The organism is Waterburya agarophytonicola KI4 (assembly GCF_020640915.1).
Lineage (GTDB): Bacteria > Cyanobacteriota > Cyanobacteriia > Cyanobacteriales > Xenococcaceae > Waterburya > Waterburya agarophytonicola.
In genome coordinates this window covers 38,534-54,193 of the sequence record NZ_JADWDC010000006.1, presented here as the reverse complement: position 1 = coordinate 54,193, position 15,660 = coordinate 38,534, and the positions used below count along the sequence as shown (strand labels likewise).

The 15,660-nt window shown below is 37.0% G+C and carries 18 protein-coding genes; 11 read left to right on the top strand and 7 right to left on the bottom strand.

Annotation, left to right across the window (positions count from 1 at the left end):
* Window positions 1-27 precede the first annotated feature (27 nt).
* Window positions 28-747, bottom strand: coding sequence for a DUF8692 domain-containing protein (locus I4641_RS03760; RefSeq protein ID WP_229639128.1), 720 nt, complete (start codon window positions 745-747; stop codon window positions 28-30).
* A gap of 69 nt (window positions 748-816) precedes the next feature.
* Here I4641_RS03760 and I4641_RS03755 point away from each other — a divergent pair, with 69 nt between their 5' ends.
* The 3 genes from I4641_RS03755 (at window position 817) to I4641_RS03745 (ending at window position 3,294) form a co-directional block, all read left to right on the top strand.
* Complete coding sequence (locus I4641_RS03755; protein WP_229639127.1) at window positions 817-1,782, top strand: lysylphosphatidylglycerol synthase transmembrane domain-containing protein; 966 nt, start codon at window positions 817-819, stop codon at window positions 1,780-1,782.
* Window positions 1,783-1,849: 67 nt separating this feature from the next.
* Window positions 1,850-2,353, top strand: coding sequence for a hypothetical protein (locus I4641_RS03750; RefSeq protein ID WP_229639126.1), 504 nt, complete (start codon window positions 1,850-1,852; stop codon window positions 2,351-2,353).
* A gap of 50 nt (window positions 2,354-2,403) precedes the next feature.
* Window positions 2,404-3,294: a hypothetical protein gene (locus tag I4641_RS03745; protein ID WP_229639125.1), complete on the top strand. Its 891-nt coding sequence runs from the start codon at window positions 2,404-2,406 to the stop codon at window positions 3,292-3,294.
* Here I4641_RS03745 and I4641_RS03740 read toward each other — a convergent pair.
* Window positions 3,291-3,734, bottom strand: a complete 444-nt coding sequence (locus tag I4641_RS03740; RefSeq protein ID WP_229639124.1) for an ATP-binding protein — start codon at window positions 3,732-3,734, stop codon at window positions 3,291-3,293. The two genes, I4641_RS03745 and I4641_RS03740, sit on opposite strands and share 4 nt — an antisense overlap.
* Before the next feature lie 300 nt (window positions 3,735-4,034).
* Between I4641_RS03740 and truB the strand changes: the two genes are divergently transcribed.
* Window positions 4,035-4,949 carry a tRNA pseudouridine(55) synthase TruB gene (truB, locus tag I4641_RS03735; protein WP_229639123.1) on the top strand — a complete coding sequence of 305 codons (915 nt, stop codon included), beginning with the start codon at window positions 4,035-4,037 and terminating at the stop codon, window positions 4,947-4,949.
* A gap of 14 nt (window positions 4,950-4,963) precedes the next feature.
* On the opposite strand, the gene I4641_RS03730 is transcribed toward truB, so the two are convergent.
* Together I4641_RS03730 and I4641_RS03725 are read right to left on the bottom strand one after the other, a co-directional pair.
* The gene (locus tag I4641_RS03730; RefSeq protein ID WP_229639122.1) at window positions 4,964-5,584 is read right to left on the bottom strand and encodes a DedA family protein; all 621 of its coding nucleotides are present in this window, start codon (window positions 5,582-5,584) and stop codon (window positions 4,964-4,966) included.
* A 134-nt stretch (window positions 5,585-5,718) separates the two neighbouring features.
* Window positions 5,719-5,967, bottom strand: a complete 249-nt coding sequence (locus I4641_RS03725) for a Ycf34 family protein (RefSeq protein WP_229639121.1) — start codon at window positions 5,965-5,967, stop codon at window positions 5,719-5,721.
* A gap of 58 nt (window positions 5,968-6,025) precedes the next feature.
* On the opposite strand from I4641_RS03725, the gene I4641_RS03720 reads away from it, so the two are divergent.
* Entirely contained in the window at window positions 6,026-7,246 is a 1,221-nt protein-coding gene (locus I4641_RS03720; protein ID WP_229639120.1) for a CCA tRNA nucleotidyltransferase, read from the top strand.
* Between the two features lie 67 nt (window positions 7,247-7,313).
* Window positions 7,314-8,102, top strand: a complete 789-nt coding sequence (locus I4641_RS03715) for a carbonic anhydrase (protein ID WP_229639119.1) — start codon at window positions 7,314-7,316, stop codon at window positions 8,100-8,102.
* 38 nt (window positions 8,103-8,140) lie between these two features.
* Here the strand turns inward: I4641_RS03715 and I4641_RS03710 are convergent, their stop codons facing one another.
* Window positions 8,141-8,836, bottom strand: a complete 696-nt coding sequence (locus I4641_RS03710; protein ID WP_229639118.1) for an LmeA family phospholipid-binding protein — start codon at window positions 8,834-8,836, stop codon at window positions 8,141-8,143.
* Between the two features lie 129 nt (window positions 8,837-8,965).
* Here I4641_RS03710 and I4641_RS03705 point away from each other — a divergent pair, with 129 nt between their 5' ends.
* The gene (locus tag I4641_RS03705) at window positions 8,966-9,721 is read left to right on the top strand and encodes a pseudouridine synthase (RefSeq protein WP_229639117.1); all 756 of its coding nucleotides are present in this window, start codon (window positions 8,966-8,968) and stop codon (window positions 9,719-9,721) included.
* 30 nt (window positions 9,722-9,751) lie between these two features.
* On the top strand, window positions 9,752-10,528 hold the full coding sequence (locus tag I4641_RS03700) for a helix-turn-helix domain-containing protein (RefSeq protein WP_229639116.1): 777 nt from the start codon (window positions 9,752-9,754) through the stop codon (window positions 10,526-10,528).
* A 2-nt stretch (window positions 10,529-10,530) separates the two neighbouring features.
* Here the strand turns inward: I4641_RS03700 and I4641_RS03695 are convergent, their stop codons facing one another.
* Window positions 10,531-11,241 (bottom strand): urease accessory protein UreF, encoded by a 711-nt coding sequence (locus I4641_RS03695; RefSeq protein ID WP_229639115.1) that lies wholly within the window; start codon window positions 11,239-11,241, stop codon window positions 10,531-10,533.
* Between the two features lie 66 nt (window positions 11,242-11,307).
* Between I4641_RS03695 and I4641_RS03690 the strand changes: the two genes are divergently transcribed.
* Complete coding sequence (locus I4641_RS03690) at window positions 11,308-12,270, top strand: glycosyltransferase family 2 protein (protein ID WP_229639114.1); 963 nt, start codon at window positions 11,308-11,310, stop codon at window positions 12,268-12,270.
* Window positions 12,271-12,347: 77 nt separating this feature from the next.
* On the opposite strand, the gene trxA is transcribed toward I4641_RS03690, so the two are convergent.
* Complete coding sequence (gene trxA / locus I4641_RS03685; protein WP_229639113.1) at window positions 12,348-12,674, bottom strand: thioredoxin; 327 nt, start codon at window positions 12,672-12,674, stop codon at window positions 12,348-12,350.
* A 399-nt stretch (window positions 12,675-13,073) separates the two neighbouring features.
* Here trxA and I4641_RS03680 point away from each other — a divergent pair, with 399 nt between their 5' ends.
* Together I4641_RS03680 and I4641_RS03675 are read left to right on the top strand one after the other, a co-directional pair.
* Window positions 13,074-14,732, top strand: coding sequence for a DUF2079 domain-containing protein (locus I4641_RS03680; RefSeq protein WP_229639112.1), 1,659 nt, complete (start codon window positions 13,074-13,076; stop codon window positions 14,730-14,732).
* A gap of 56 nt (window positions 14,733-14,788) precedes the next feature.
* Window positions 14,789-15,652 carry an NgoPII family restriction endonuclease gene (locus I4641_RS03675; protein ID WP_229639111.1) on the top strand — a complete coding sequence of 288 codons (864 nt, stop codon included), beginning with the start codon at window positions 14,789-14,791 and terminating at the stop codon, window positions 15,650-15,652.
* Window positions 15,653-15,660 lie beyond the last annotated feature (8 nt).

The window sequence follows — 15,660 nt, the reverse complement described above, 5'->3', positions numbered from 1 at the left end:
ATAAGGTGTGGGAGTTAAAAGATAAAATTATTTTCTTAAATTCTTGCTAATTTCTTGGTGACAGATCCACCAAAAATAAATAGTGAGATTGATTAAGCCGATTAATTTTGTCCCATCTTCTAACATGGCATGAATACCGCGACTGCTAATGGGAGTAATGTCGATCGCACTAGAGAAACCAAACAAACAAAAGGATACTAACAGAGGAATATAGGGAGTTTGGCGAATAGTATGGCGGAATAACCAGGCATAGAAAATGATTATTAAACCATAGAAGGAATATACGCCTAATTTGACTACTTTACAAGTACCAAAAAAAGCGCACAAGATCAAAGTCGAGCGAAAGCGATCATCAAAAAAAAGTAGCAACATCACCAAACTACTGCCAAATAAAAAGATCTTAAATTGACGGTTGGATGAAGGAAGTAAGATCCCAGAAAAAATACAAATAGCGATCGACGAACACCACATTATTTCCGAGATGCTGGTAAACCAGCCTAAATAGAAGATACCAATATAAAAAGGATCGCTAAACAGACTTTCAATCCCTGCCCCCTTGCTTCTAATTCGAGCATAAAGGCTCAATATGCTGAGGAATACAACAGTAATAGCATTTAACCAAATTAAAATTGGGATACGATTAAAATGCTGTTTTCCCTTATCAAGCCAGGATTTAAACATAGGCAAGGCTGTATATTTTTCTCTCATTAGTTTGGTAGCAATTTGTAGTTTTATAAATTTCAACAAGAAAATTGAGATTATCCTCCATACTACCTAAAAGTCAAAAGTAGCAATATATTAAGGCGATCGCTCTTTATGAATTTAAAACGGTTTATTTCTCTAGTTGTTAGCGTTGCAATCTTATTCTTTATTTATGCAAAAATCGATCTCGTCAATCTGATGGCAGTCTGGAGAAACTGTGATCTTGGGATCTTGGCGATCGCTTTATTGATGGTGATTCCCATCACAATAACTACTGCTTGGCGACTACAACAGCTAGTACCCAGGGATAGTTTGAGTTTATGGGAAGCAAATCGTTTAATTTTGGGTGCGAGTGTCTTGAATATGGTTTTACCCTCGAAAATGGGAGATCTTGCCAAGGCTTACTTTATGGCAGAGGGTTCTGATCTCAGTCTTAGTTTAGCGATCGCAATTTCTATTTTTGAAAAGGCTTGCGATTTGCTCTCTCTATTATTGTGGTGTGTTTTCGGTTTGATTTTATATCCAGCTAAAGATAGTTTATTTTGGATCATGACTGTTGGCATAGCTAGTGGATTGGTTTTAGGTATCTTATTATTAAGCTCTCAAAGATTTGCCAATCTATTTTTCAACTCCGCTACAAAATTTGCCCCTAAATCAATTAAAACCAAACTAGAAAAAATGCAATCTGCTTGGGCAGAAATGCACGGGTTATTTTGGCATAACAAACAAAATTTATTGCTAGTTACTATCACTTCAGTTTTTATTTGGTTTTTGCATCTATTACAAATTTGGCTCTTTATTTTAGCCCTAAAAGCTGTTGTCCCTTTAATTGTTAGCTTGGCTTTGTCTCCCCTATCCATCCTGGCAGGATTGTTACCCCTCACTTTTGCGGGAATTGGCACGCGGGATGCAGCCATTATTTATTTTTATCAAGACTACTTTAATGAAGCAACTGGTGCAGCTTTAGGTTTTTTATGCACTTCTCGTTACTTTATGCCTGCTGTAGTTGGGCTGCCTTTTTTGGGACAAATGATGGCGTTTAAACAAGGCACAAGGAAAGAGGATAAAAAGATTTACTAAATTTCGTCAGTTTTGTTGGGATAACGTCCGACAATAAAACTAGGTAACTTATGTCAACGAACTAAACATGATTGGTTTACGTAAATTCTTAGTAGCTTTTTTTTTAACCAGCTGCTTACTATTAACATCCTGCGCGCAACAAGCTCCTTCTCGTTTTGACGGAGCGCAACAAGAAAGCACTAGCAAAGGGGCAACTGCGGTAGTAGACAACTCCCAGTCTGGGGGGAGTTTTAATCGCTATTTTCCCGATAGTGGCAACGGTTACGATCGCATTTATTCTCAAGAGAAAAAAGGTTTTGCCCAGGCTAAATTAAAAAAAGATGGCCAAGAAATCGCTATATTATCTATTTCAGACGTATTGAATAATACTATTACTGTCGATAAATACCAAAGTAGTACCGATAAAATTAACGGCTTTCCCGCAGTAGCCCAAGGAAGTACTGCAACCGCGGTACTAGTAGGAGATCGCTATCAAGTTAAAATTCGCTCTAAAGATTCTAGCTTTTCCGAAAGCGATCGCGAGGAATGGCTTGGTAAATTCGATCTGCGAGGATTATCTAAACTGAAATAAAATCTTCAGTCAACTAAAAAATCATAAATTTAAAATTTAAGGAGCAAGCAGTGAGTGACTCTATTTTTGAATTGGTAGATAATCTGCCAGAAAAAAACCTCACCACGATGATGCTAAATTCCCTGGACAATATTGTCCCTGGTGAGTGGGAAAACACCGTCGGGTTTGTGAATACAATTCGGAAGGTGACAGGAGAGGATGACGAAGATTTGATCCAGCAGATCGGCGATCGAGCAGTATGGTTATATAACGATAAGTCTCAAGGATATCGTCGTGCAATGTGGCTCTATCAAACCGTAGATCGCACCGACAAGGCTTTAGGCACGGCTGCATTGGCAAATAAGGTAGGTAATAAGATTCCTTTAGTCGGAGGTTTGCTTACTAGGGTGACACCTAATCCCGATAAAGCTCAGGCTTTGGATCTTTCCATTAAACTAGTTGTAGAGCTAGTAGCATTTTGCCAAATTAACGGCATTCCTGGAGACAGTATTGGTGATTTCGTAGGCGCGTTAAGCGACTATAGTGGAGAATCTTTAATGCGGATGGCTGCACTAGTCTGTGTCGATGGTTTGATTCCTTTAGGTCCTGATTTTCTACTCAAGGCACAGTCAACCCTGAGTGGAATTGGCCCCAAAGACTTAGAATCGAACTCGACTTTTAAAGAGGTAGAGGAGTCAATACCAGGGGGCAATACCAAAGGTAAACTTGACTTTATCGGCGAAAGCTTTGATTCGGTTAAAGGCTGGATGTCGGACTTTGTAGCTAGTAAAAATTTAGATCCTCAAAAAGTCATGAATAATCTACAGGGCTTTTTAGAATTTTCTGATAATAAATTAGACTATGTTGCAGCGTTCATTGATATGTCTACTAATTACTACGAACATACAGGCACCCAAACCTTAGCCAGGCGATTGATCGAACGAGCCTTTGATGAAATTTAGATGCTGCTAGCGTATTTTTTACGCATCACCAAGCAGTTACGATGGTTGGGTAGGTTGAGGTATTGTAGTTCATCAGTTAGTTTCTTGATAAATTGCAATCCTCTACCACCCTCTTTATCCATAGAACCAGCTTCTTGTTCTCCTTTGAGGAGCTTCGCATCAAGGTCAAAAGATCGCCCTCGATCCCAAATTCTCATTTCTAAGAAATTTGGCAACAGTTCCACTTCAAGATCGATAGGAGTACTCTGGGGTAAATTACAATGAGCGTGACGGACTGCATTAGTAAATGCTTCCACTAGTGCAACCTCACATTGCCAGCCCATTTTCTGGGGAACAAGGGGGAAAACTAGACCTTCAAACCATTGCAATACTTCTTTGAGAGCTTCTAATTCTGTATTAACTTGTAGGTGATATTGCTTGAATTGGGAGTTGGTTTTCATTCAACACTGGTAGCTTTAAATCAATGGAATTAGGAAAAAATTTACCTACAAACTTCTCATAGAGATCGCCAAAATCTTTACTTGAGGTAGGTTACTTTACTCCAACTTTACTCAAACTTTACTTGAACTTGATACGATCAATGTTAGCTCACTTCACATAATTTATTAACAGATAAAGTATATTTTTTTACATTTCTCATTAATCAAAAAATGTTACGGGATGACTATAAAATAAAATATTCAGACAGGATTGCCCTATCTAATCATAATCAGGTAATCATTTTAAGGATCGTTAATTAAATGTTTGGCTTAATAAATTTGAATAAACCTGCGGGGTTTACATCCCACGATTGCATTGCCAAATTACGAAAATTATTAAATACCAGAAAAATTGGACACGGAGGTACTTTAGATCCTGCTGCTACAGGAGTATTGCCCATAGCAGTTGGCAAAGCAACAAGATTGCTACAATTTCTGCCCGAACCCAAAGCGTATCGTGCTTGTATTCGCTTAGGATTAACTACTACTACCGACGATCTAGAAGGAGAGGTAATTGAAAGTGTAGATCGAGTCGATTTGGACTCAACTCTAATTGTCAATAGCTTGGATAGGTTTGTTGGCACAATCGAGCAAATTCCACCAATCTATAGTGCTATTAAAAAAAATGGTAAAAAACTCTATCAATTGGCGAGAAAAGGGGAAGAAGTTGTTGTCGAACCCAGAACTATAACTATTACTAAAATTGAATTAATCAATATCGACTGTTCAGAATTTTATGAACTAGAAGTGGATATTGAATGTAGTCCTGGTACTTATATTAGAGCGATCGCTCGCGATCTGGGAAAAATGTTGGGAGTTGGTGGAACTTTGGCGAGTTTGATTCGTACCGAAAGTTGTGGAATGCATCTCAACAACAGCATCACTTTTGACGACATTGAACGCCAGTTAGCAGAAAAAAATTTTAGTTTGATTGAACCCAGTCATATTCTCCATCACCTAGGCAGTGCAACCTTGACTCAAGAATCAGTTAAACTTTGGTGTCAGGGTCAATTAGTAGATTTATCAGAAGCTATTGCTACAGATCGAATATCTACTTTAAATGAGGGAGATTATATTGTTGTTTACGGTGAAGATAGAACTTTTCTGGGTATTAGTATTTTGTTTGAACGCAATGATATTCTAAAAATCAAACCAAAAATTGTCTGCGCTAGTTAAATATTTTGTTTGAATTATTCTTTAGAAAATAATTTCTTTTGTCTGTATTCCCAAGCGACAAAACCGACGATAATAATTAGTAGAGCAACTATACCAAATCGAGTTACCCAGCCGACAATCTCTTCTAAAGTAACAACTTTACCTAAAAAATAAGCCAGACTAACGATAGTAGTAGACCACACCGCAGCACCGCCAAAATTATATAATAAAAATTGCTTATAGGGCATCTTTGTAATACCTGCTAAAGGTCCTGCAAAAATTCTTAAAATAGTTACAAAGCGTCCCCAAAATACAGCTTGAGCAGCATTCTGACTGTAGCGATCTTTTGCTTGTTCTAATTGTTGTTCTTGGATGCGAAAAATACTACCAACTTTAACTAAAAGTTGCCAACCGCCGACTCTACCAACCCAATAACCAAAATTATCCCCCAATACTGCGCCAGCGATCGCACTACCCAATACTAGCCAGTAGTTTAATTCACCACTACCCGCCAAAAAACCACCCACAATGACAATGGTTTCCCCAGGGAGAGGAATACCCATGTTTTCTAGAGCAATTCCGCCAAAAACAGTCCAATAACCATAAAGACGTGCAATTTCTTGCAGAGTATCTAAACTAAAAAATTCTAATGACATTCAACGTCTTAACAAAGATTAACTTTCCTTATTATCTTGACGTAAAGCAATCAGAACTGTCAATTGCTAGAAGTAAGCTGCAATACACCTACTTAATACTTAATCTGGATTTCTTTTTTATCTTCTATCCTTAATCACGTAGGTATAGCCATTCCTGGACGTAATTTAGCCCATTTTCCAGTTTCTTCAACAAAACTATTGCAGCCTACTACATCCCACTCCATTTCTATTGTTTCGCTCTCTGTGCGAATGTTGACGTTAATCGTAGGTTCGACTGGTTCAAAGGTAGGATCTTCCGTTAGGTGGGGTTGTTGGTGCTGAGTTTCTACTGCATTATAAGTTTGACAGCGATCGACATATTGGCAGTTAATACAAATACACATAATTTTTCAACTGTGGCTTCGTGCTTTAATTATTAATTTAACAAAGACTCCAAAGTATATGAGCGTCGAACAAATAAAGTTATATTTATCATCCCTTGATTTTCCTTGGGATATGAATCAATTACCTACCTCGGCTTATTTAGTTGGCGGATCGGTAAGGGATGCTTTATTACAACGCTATAAGACACCGTTAGATCTTGATTTTGTCTTGCCAGAAAATACAATTTCTACAGCGAAAGATATTGCGAATTTTTATGGTGTAGGGTTTGTTATTTTAGATAAAGAAAGAGAAATTGCGCGGGTGGTTTTTCCTCAAGGTACTTTGGATTTTGCTCGACAGGAAGGAGATAGTTTAGTAACCGATCTCAAGCGAAGAGATTTTACGATTAATGCGATCGCTTATAATGTTTCATCCCAACAGTTAATCGATCCTTTTGATGGTGTAGCAGATCTCGAACAAAGAGTTTTGAGGATGATTTCTCCTACTAATTTAGAAGACGATCCTTTAAGGTTATTAAGAGCGTATCGTCAGGCAGCACAACTAGATTTTAATATTGAATCAAATACCCGAAAAGCTATTTGCGATCGCGCGAATCTGTTATCAACTATTGCACCAGAAAGAGTGCAGGCAGAATTAAATTATATCTTTACTACTTCTCAAGGGAATAAATGGCTGGCAGCGGCACAAGAAGATGGTTTATTGCAGTTTTGGTTGCCTAATATAGATACTGATAAAATCAAACAATTAGATCGGGTAGAAAATGCGATCGAGGTTTGTTCTAATTTAGGTTTAAATCAGCCCGAATTATCGATTTTAAGTAAACTAGCTACCTTGGTATCTACAGACGAAGTTGCAGCAGAAGCAGAAGTCGCTCGACTAAAATATTCTCGTAGTGAAATCAAAGCCGTAGCTAAAACAGTTAAGCACTTGCCTTGCTTGCAAATAATGACTAACCAGATAAGTTTGCGGGAGCAATATTTCTGGTTTTTAGATGTTAAGGATATCTTTCCCATCTTGATGGTAAGAGCGATCGCAACAGGGGTATCTTTAGATTTACTAAATCCTTTGATTGAACGCTATCTCAACCCAGAAGATCTAGTGGCACATCCCCAATCTTTAGTAACAGGAAACGATTTAATCGGGAAACTAAATCTTAAGCCTTCTCCTATGATTGGCACTCTATTAACCGAAATTCAAATAGCACAAATAGAATCTAAAATATCCACTCCCCAGGAAGCGTTAGATTTTGCCTTATTCCTCTTACATATAAATACATAAAATATCTATTTGAGACATATTAAATAGTAGAGTTAATTCACCTATTATATATCGAGTAGATAAATCAATGAAAAATAGCAGACTGTGGCGATATCAGTTTATAATAAGTTCTGTTTTTTTAGCTGTTTTCTCAGCAATTACTTTCAATCCTCGTATCTCTTTAACAGAAGAAAATGAACCTCACTGGGGATATGGAGGTGCCGCTAATCCTACACAATGGGGAGAGCTTTCAGAGGAATTTCAATCCTGTGAATTGGGGCGAAATCAGTCTCCTGTTGATGTGAGTATTGTTGAAGAAGCCGAACCAATTGAGATTGAATTTGACTATCAGCCCAGTAAAGCTCAAGTCATAGATAATGGTCATACTATTGAAGCACTTTATGAGCCAGGCAACTTTCTTCGTGTTGATAAGGAAGTTTTTGAGTTAATACAGTTTCATTTTCATACTCCCAGCGAGCATGGAGTCGAAAATAGAACTTCAGCTATGGAACTTCATCTTGTTCATCGAAATGAAGCAGGAAAACTGGCTGTAGTGGGAGTATTGATGGATCCAGGAGAAGAGAATAGTGTAATTGCTAGTATTTGGGATGCCATACCCAAAAATACTGAAGCAACCCAAGGTAATAGTATTACTATTAATATTGCTGACTTGTTACCAGACGATAGAACATTTATTACTTATGATGGATCGTTAACGATTCCTCCCTGTACTGAAGAAGTAAGGTGGAAACTTTTCTTAGAGCCAATAGAATTATCCCTCGAACAAATAGAAAATTTTGAAAGTATCCATCCTTATAATGCTAGACCTCTTCAACCGTTAAATGGTCGTATAATTGAAATCCATGAAGGCAATTAGGGTGATCGATCTAGTTACTAGTACTTAATAATGGACAATTATCCATTATTAACTGTTATATGTCCCCAACATAATATTTGCTGGGATTGAATAATCAATTCTTCAATCTTGACATCGTTACCCAAATCAATTTCTAGCTTCTCTATTAGTTCGTTACCAACATCTGAGTCATTACTAATTCTTAAAGGAGATAAACAGAGAGTATGACTGTTAGCTAAACTTACTCCCGTAGCTAAGTTAAATTTATGCTCGTTACCCATGTTATCTTGATATACCCCTGAGAAATTGAGTTCTCGATCTGCGATCGCGATATTATTCCATTTAAGATTAGAATTAGTTAATCCCAAATTCTTCGAGGCTGGTTTATCTGCTGCTAAAACAATTTTCCACAAATCTGTTAAGCCACTTTGTAACAAACTAGAATCAATTGAAGCCGAAAGATCTCTAGCATCCAAAACCAATTCAACTCGAACAATTATTGCTTCCTGGAGTCTTAATGGTTTCTTTTTCAATACTTCTGGTAAATTGAAAGCAATATCAGTACCATGTAGTTTCACCTGTTGTAAATACAACCCTTGATAAACAACCTTCTGACAGCTTAAAAAAACTTCAGGAATGTAACCCTGGAGAATTTGGCGATTTTTGCCGCCGATCTTTACTTGTAAATCTTCTACATGACTAACTTGCGATCGCAAATAAAATTTAATGGCGGTAGATAATAATTTGGTAATCAATTCCAGTACTGGTTAAATTGATTGATACTTTATCACTCTTTTTGGGAAATATATTACTAGCTCACTGATTGTGGAAGGGATACTACATTGTAAAATTAAAAATTACATTGCCAATAGGAAAATCTCTCAATGTCTGAAAGAGTTCAAAAAGTTTTGTCTCAGTGGGGTATAGCCTCGCGACGCAAAGCAGAAAAAATGATTTTAGCGGGAAGGATTCAGATTAATGGTCAAACAGTTAGTTTGGGAGATAAAGTCGATCTAACGGTAGATATTCTCCATGTAGATGGCAAACCAATCAAACTATCAGATCGTCCTCAATTTATTTACTTATTGCTCAACAAACCCCCAGGAGTGGTATCTACTTGCTGGGATCCTCAAAATCGTTCTACTGTCATTGATTTGTTACCACAAGATCTCAAGCAAGGAACGGGAATTCATCCTGTCGGGAGACTAGATTTTGCTTCTAGTGGTGCTTTAATTTTAACTAACGATGGCAACCTAACTCTTGGCTTGACTCATCCTCGCTACCATTTACCTAAAACCTATCTTGTGGAGTTAGATCGTTTTATTTCTAAAAAAGATTTGACAGTGTGGCGACAAGGGATAATCTTAGAAGGGAGAAAAACCCTCCCCGCAAAAGTAAAACTAATTGAATCGAATAAGTCTGGAAAAACCATTGAGATAATCTTAACTGAGGGTAGAAATCGACAAATACGTCGTGTAGCCGAAAAACTTGGCTATCAAGTGAACAAACTACATCGTACTAAAATTGGTTCAATTTGCTTGAATTCTTTTAGTCTAGATCAACTTCCCCTGGGTAAATACAGACATCTTCAATCTACTGAAATTAATTTTCTGAAAAATTCTTTTAATACCAAACTTTAAAAGTTGCTGCTCAACCTGGGAGCGCAGTATATGACAAAAAATAACTTAACCCCCGAGCAACAAAAAAAACTCATCGAGATCGGTTCTGATTTACAACGTATTCGTTTGGCTAAATCAATTTCCTTAGATTCTATTGCAGCCAATACACTAATCTCCAAAAGGTTGTTAGAAGCAATTGAAACAGGAGATTTTGCAGAATTACCAGAGCCTTTTTATATTAAAGCTTTGGTAGGCAAGTTTGCCCAAGAAATAGATGCCAAACAAATTCAATTTGAAGTTAGTTCTATAGCTGATACGGAAGTAACGCCATCTCCGAGGGCAACTAGCATTCGTCGTAAATATTGGCTTAATTTCCAGTTGAGATCGCTCCATCTCTATTTGTTATATATTTTACTGGTGATTCTTTCTGTCAAAGGAATAACTCTTGTGGTCGAACGCCCCATCGCGATCGAGGAAATACCACTAGAAAAACCAGCTATCGACTCAAAAGTAGCTCAAACAGAAGTCTCACAAGCAAATACTACTCCTGAATCTGTCCCTCAGTTTGTTTCTCAATCGAGCAACTCAGAATCAGTTACCGTAGGCATAAATCTTCAGGAACGTTGTTGGCTTAAGGTTATGGTAGATGGTAACGTCGCTTTTGAAGGTATTTTACCTAAAGGTACACAAAGATCTTGGAGTGGAGACAAGCAAGTAACAATAAGGGCGGGAAATGCAGGAGGCGTTGTCATCAGCTTCAACAACGAACAGAAAAAAGTCTTGGGCGCACCAGGAGAAGTGGAAGAAATAACTTATACGGTTAATTAATGTTAGCTGGCAAACAACCTAGTATTTAGTTGAGAGTGAACCATTTGAGCTAGATCGATTGTAGGAGTACAAGACCACATTCGATCTAAATCAAGAGAAGATGATTTTTCTAAAACTGCTTCAATATCGTCTGCTAACTCCAAAGATATTTGTTGGGCTTGCAAATGTCCTAAGATCCCCAAGCGAATTGCTGCCCCTAGTAAACCCGTAATAAAACCATGTAAAAAAGCCAACGCCGTATCCATCAAACTCAGATCAGCAATATTTCCTACCACACCAAAAACAATCGGGTGCAAGCAATTAAAATTATCGTAAATTAGATCCCTTGAGAGGTTTTCTAATTGCTCATTGTGCCATGTCGATCGCGCAACCATCAATAAAGCTCGTCCGCTTTGACGTTGAGTTTGACGATTGATGGCGATCGCATTTTGAGCAAATAGTCGTGCATCTACTTGTCTTACTCTCGCTAAATCGTTAGCTGCACTGCCTTTGTAACTATGAATTAGAGCAATTAAATCGCAACTGCCAATTTTGTTGTGTAATAGTATCCGTAAAAAAGCAATCAAATCTTCGGGCTGCTGAATTCGATCTTGTTGCACTAAAGATTCTAAACCATGAGAGAGGGTATAAGATCCAGAAGGAAAAAAAGAATCTGATAATTGCATCAAAGTCAGCTTTTGTTTAATTGTCGATTTTAGATCGTTCGTTGCCATAGGTGCGTTTAATTCTGTTTCAATAATCAACTTATAATATGTGTCGTTAATTTAGCTGGAGTGCTAATGTCTCTTAATTTAGATTCAATCGAAATATCGGTAGTAGTTCCTTTATACAATGAATCGGAAAATATCGAAAATTTATTTACTAGATTAACTTCAGTTTTAGACCAACTCAAAATTACTTATGAAATAATCTGTATTAATGATGGTAGTAAAGACAATACTTTAGACCAATTAATTCAATTCAACCAACAAAATTCTACAATCAAAGTAATTAGTTTATCTCGTAATTTTGGTAAAGAAATTGCCCTGACAGCAGGGATAGATCATGCTAGCGGTGCAGCAATTATTCCGATTGATGCAGATTTACAAGATCCCCCAGAATTGATCGGGCAACTAATCGAAAAATGGCGAGAAGGTTATGATGTAGTTTATGCTACCAGGCGATCGCGTCGCGGTGAAACTTGGCTCAAACAAGCCACTGCAAAAGCCTTTTATCAAACTATTAGTAAGATGAGTCCTGTTGCGATTCCTGCTAATACTGGAGACTTCCGCTTGTTAGATCGCAAAGTAGTAGAAGCGATTAAAAAACTACCCGAACGTACTCGATTTATGAAGGGTCTATTTGCTTGGGTGGGATACAAACAAACTTCAGTATTATTCGATCGTGAACCTCGTTATTCTGGTAATAGTAATTGGAACTATTGGAAGCTCTGGAATTTTGCTTTAGATGGTATTATTTCTTTCAGTTTTTTACCTCTTAAAGTTTGGAGCTACGTTGGAGTGAGTATTTCCTTAGTTTCTTTATTTTACGCCTTATTTTTAGTGATTCGTACTCTAGCTTTTGGTGTTGATGTACCTGGATATGCTTCTTTAATGGTAGCAATTCTATTCTTAGGGGGGGTTCAATTAATTACTTTGGGAGTATTGGGTGAATATCTGGGTCGAGTATATGAAGAAGTAAAAGGTAGACCATTATATTTAATTAGAGAAAAATATGGTTTTGATTCCCTAAGCTCACTCTGACAAGACTATAATTGAGCCTCAGCTTAATCTTATAAAAAGATCTGCTGAAGCTGTTTGTAAAAAAATAATTAGAAAAATTAGAGATATTTTTCCAATGTATTTGCCAAAGTAGTTTTGGGAACTGCTCCTACAACCATATCTACTCGCTGCCCGTCCTTAAAAATCATTAAGGTAGGAATACTGCGAATACCATATTGACTAGCTACTTGGGGGTTTTCGTCTGTATTTAACTTGACTACTTTAATTTGTCCTTCGTACTGTTCGGCAATTTCGTCTACTACGGGAGCAACCATACGACAAGGACCACACCAAGGGGCCCAAAAATCTACTAGTACGGGGACAGAGCTTTCTAAAACTTCTGTTGGAAAACTCGCATCCGTTACTGGCGCGGCTGATGATGACATACTTATTAAGTCCTTATTTACCAGAAATCCTGTTCAATAATACAGAATTTTATCATAGTCAACGATTAACACCGCATTAAGCAAACAGACTTTACATCTTTATATATCTAAAGTGTGAGAAATAGTAAAAATAGAAAACCGCCCGATAAATTTTCGAGCGGAGTGTGGTGTGAGGAGTGAACGGAAACTTTTGTCTCCGCACATCTCCATTCTAAAATAGAACTTTAAAATTGCCAGAACTTTCTGGTTTTTACCTGCATAACCATAGATTTTGTTTAGATTCTTTTTAGATTTGATACAAAAGTTAGTCGAAATCAGTAAGATGTTCTGAATGCAAAATATTTTGTTTTTTTTCTGAGATATATTTAATTGCGTTTTGAGCAATTCTTAATCATGAAAATGCTATCTAAATTAAATACCGATCCAGAGAGAAAAATCTTAATTGTAGGAGCGATCGCTTTTTTTGTCTGCACCCTATCTTTAACTCTCCATCGTCATTTCTCATTTTATTCTTCTTACGATCAGGGAATTTTTAATCAAGTTTTTTGGAATGGTACCCACGGTAATTTTTTTCAGAGTACCCTATCTTCCCAACTATCGACCAACGTGGTTCATAGTAATGAAGTGGCTTATGTCGGCTACCATCGTCTGGGACAGCATTTTACCCCTGCTTTACTATTGTGGTTGCCCATTTATTATGTGTTTCCCTATCCCGCAACTTTAACTGTTTTGCAAGCAATTTTTGTTACCGCAGCAGGATTAGTACTGTATCAATTAGGGAAAATTTATTTAGAATCGGCGATCGCAATTTTAATTACTTTTAGTTTTTATGGTGCAAATGCGGTATTTGGCCCTACTCTGGCAAATTTTCATGATATTTCCCAAATACCTCTATTTGTCTTTAGTTTACTTTGGGCAATGGAAAAGCGACGCTGGTGGCTATTTGTAATTTTAGCGATTTGTGTTTTAGCGGTGCGAGAAGATAGCGGTATTACTTTGTTTGGTATTGGGATGTATATGATTCTTTCCCGCCGATTTCCTCGTATTGGTTTGGGGGTATGTAGCGTGAGTTTTCTCTACATGGTGGCATTAACTAATCTAATTATGCCGATGTTTTCTGATGATATTTCCAAACGATTTATGCTGGAGAGATTTGGACAATATGCCGATGGTGACGAGGCTTCTACCCTGGAGATTCTTAAAAATATGCTCACTAGCCCTGGGTTGTTGCTGGTTGAGTTATTTACGCCTTTTTTCGCTACCTTAAAATATTTATTGGGGCAATGGCTGCCTTTAGCGTTTATTCCTGTTGTTGCACCAGCATCGTGGGCGATCGCAACTTTTCCCCTATTAAAGCTACTATTAGGCAAGGGAGAAACTGTCTTAGTAATCTCGATTCGCTACGCCATGAGCGTCACTCCTGGTTTGTTTTATGGGGCAATTCTCTGGTGGGCGGGGCAAGGTTTCGGCAATATCAATAAATCTTTAGCTGAATGCCAACCACGAAAATTACGTCCTAAATTCCGCCGTTTCTGGATATTCTGTATCTGTCTGTCAATCTTTTTTACGATTACTTCTAATCCCAGTCGAACTTTATCTTTTATTATTCCCGATTCGATTAGCCCTAGAGTGTATATCTCTCCTTTGAAGCAATGGCAGCATGTACCTCATATTCGCGCTCTTTTAGCTCAAATTCCTCCCGATGCTAGCGTTTCTGCCTCTACTTATATAATTCCTCATCTTTCAGGTAGAAGAGAAATTATCCGCATACCAGGGTTGGAATTTAAAAATGATAACCAACAAGTTGTTCGAGCGGAATATATCATTGCCGATCTCTGGCAAATGGAACAATATCAGGTTGCTTTTGGCGAAGATCGTAACTGGTTGCAGACTGCTAATAATTTAATTACATCTGTTACGGATAAAAAAGAATATGGCATAGTCGATTTTTCTGATGGAGTAATCTTGTTACGCCAAGGTGTTGATTCTAATAGCAAAGCTTTATTAGATTGGAAAACCTATCAAGGGAAAATTCAACCTATCCTTGAATCTTCTTGATAGAAAAAACAGACTAATATATAGCACAATAAATTAGGAATTAATTAACATTTGAAATGACTGACATTTTAAAAGCGATCTCTAATATAATTACTAACCCAGTGCCAGATATCTTAAATCACTATCAAGCAATCAGTAATAATAGAATTAATGCAGTTGGGGATGCTTTAGAAGAATATATAAAAGATGCTTTTGCTGATACCATTAATGAAGATGATTTAAGGATCAGAGCGGATAAACACAGCCAAACTTTTTCTTGGCTTGGAAATCAAAATAATCCACCAGACATGATTCTCAAAAATGGGGATGCTATAGAAGTTAAGAAAATAACATCATTAAAATCTCAAATTGCATTAAATAGTTCTTATCCTAAAAACAAATTATTGTCTAGCGATCCAATGCTGGTGAGCGATTGTCGAAATTGTGAAGACTGGAAAGAAAAAGATATCATTTATATTATAGGAGTATTTAAAAAGCATAAATTAAACTTACTCTGGATGATTTATGGAAATTGCTATGCAGCAAACTCTGATTACTACACTAGAATTAAAAACAAAATTAAAGATGGAATCAAAGAAATACAAGAAGTTGAATTTTCTGAAACTAAAGAGTTAGGAAGAGTAAATAAAGTAGATCCTTTAGGAATAACTTATTTGAGAATTAGAGGAATGTGGGGCATAGATAATCCAATGAATGTTTATGACTACTTGAATCTCGACCTCGACCGTAAAAAAAATGATAGTTGTTTTCAATTAACATCAATTATTCCTGAAGACAAATACTTATCACTTATAAGCCAAAATTCCAACACACTCCAATCTATTAAAAGCGGTAACTTACAAGTAAGCAAGTCCAGTATAAAATCTCCTAATAATCCAGCACAGATGACAGATGTTAGGATAATAAGCCACGTGAAATAAATAAACAA

Coding starts and splice junctions, on each gene's coding strand:
- I4641_RS03700 (WP_229639116.1), top strand. CDS start 9,752: ATGACAAAAAATAACTTAACCCCCGAGCAACAAAAAAAACTCATCGAG.
- I4641_RS03675 (WP_229639111.1), top strand. CDS start 14,789: ATGACTGACATTTTAAAAGCGATCTCTAATATAATTACTAACCCAGTG.
- I4641_RS03755 (WP_229639127.1), top strand. CDS start 817: ATGAATTTAAAACGGTTTATTTCTCTAGTTGTTAGCGTTGCAATCTTA.
- trxA (WP_229639113.1), bottom strand. CDS start 12,674: ATGTCATCATCAGCCGCGCCAGTAACGGATGCGAGTTTTCCAACAGAA.
- I4641_RS03680 (WP_229639112.1), top strand. CDS start 13,074: ATGCTATCTAAATTAAATACCGATCCAGAGAGAAAAATCTTAATTGTA.
- I4641_RS03715 (WP_229639119.1), top strand. CDS start 7,314: ATGAAAAATAGCAGACTGTGGCGATATCAGTTTATAATAAGTTCTGTT.
- I4641_RS03740 (WP_229639124.1), bottom strand. CDS start 3,734: ATGAAAACCAACTCCCAATTCAAGCAATATCACCTACAAGTTAATACA.
- I4641_RS03690 (WP_229639114.1), top strand. CDS start 11,308: ATGTCTCTTAATTTAGATTCAATCGAAATATCGGTAGTAGTTCCTTTA.
- I4641_RS03730 (WP_229639122.1), bottom strand. CDS start 5,584: ATGTCATTAGAATTTTTTAGTTTAGATACTCTGCAAGAAATTGCACGT.
- I4641_RS03725 (WP_229639121.1), bottom strand. CDS start 5,967: ATGTGTATTTGTATTAACTGCCAATATGTCGATCGCTGTCAAACTTAT.
- I4641_RS03750 (WP_229639126.1), top strand. CDS start 1,850: ATGATTGGTTTACGTAAATTCTTAGTAGCTTTTTTTTTAACCAGCTGC.
- I4641_RS03705 (WP_229639117.1), top strand. CDS start 8,966: ATGTCTGAAAGAGTTCAAAAAGTTTTGTCTCAGTGGGGTATAGCCTCG.
- I4641_RS03695 (WP_229639115.1), bottom strand. CDS start 11,241: ATGGCAACGAACGATCTAAAATCGACAATTAAACAAAAGCTGACTTTG.
- I4641_RS03720 (WP_229639120.1), top strand. CDS start 6,026: ATGAGCGTCGAACAAATAAAGTTATATTTATCATCCCTTGATTTTCCT.
- truB (WP_229639123.1), top strand. CDS start 4,035: ATGTTTGGCTTAATAAATTTGAATAAACCTGCGGGGTTTACATCCCAC.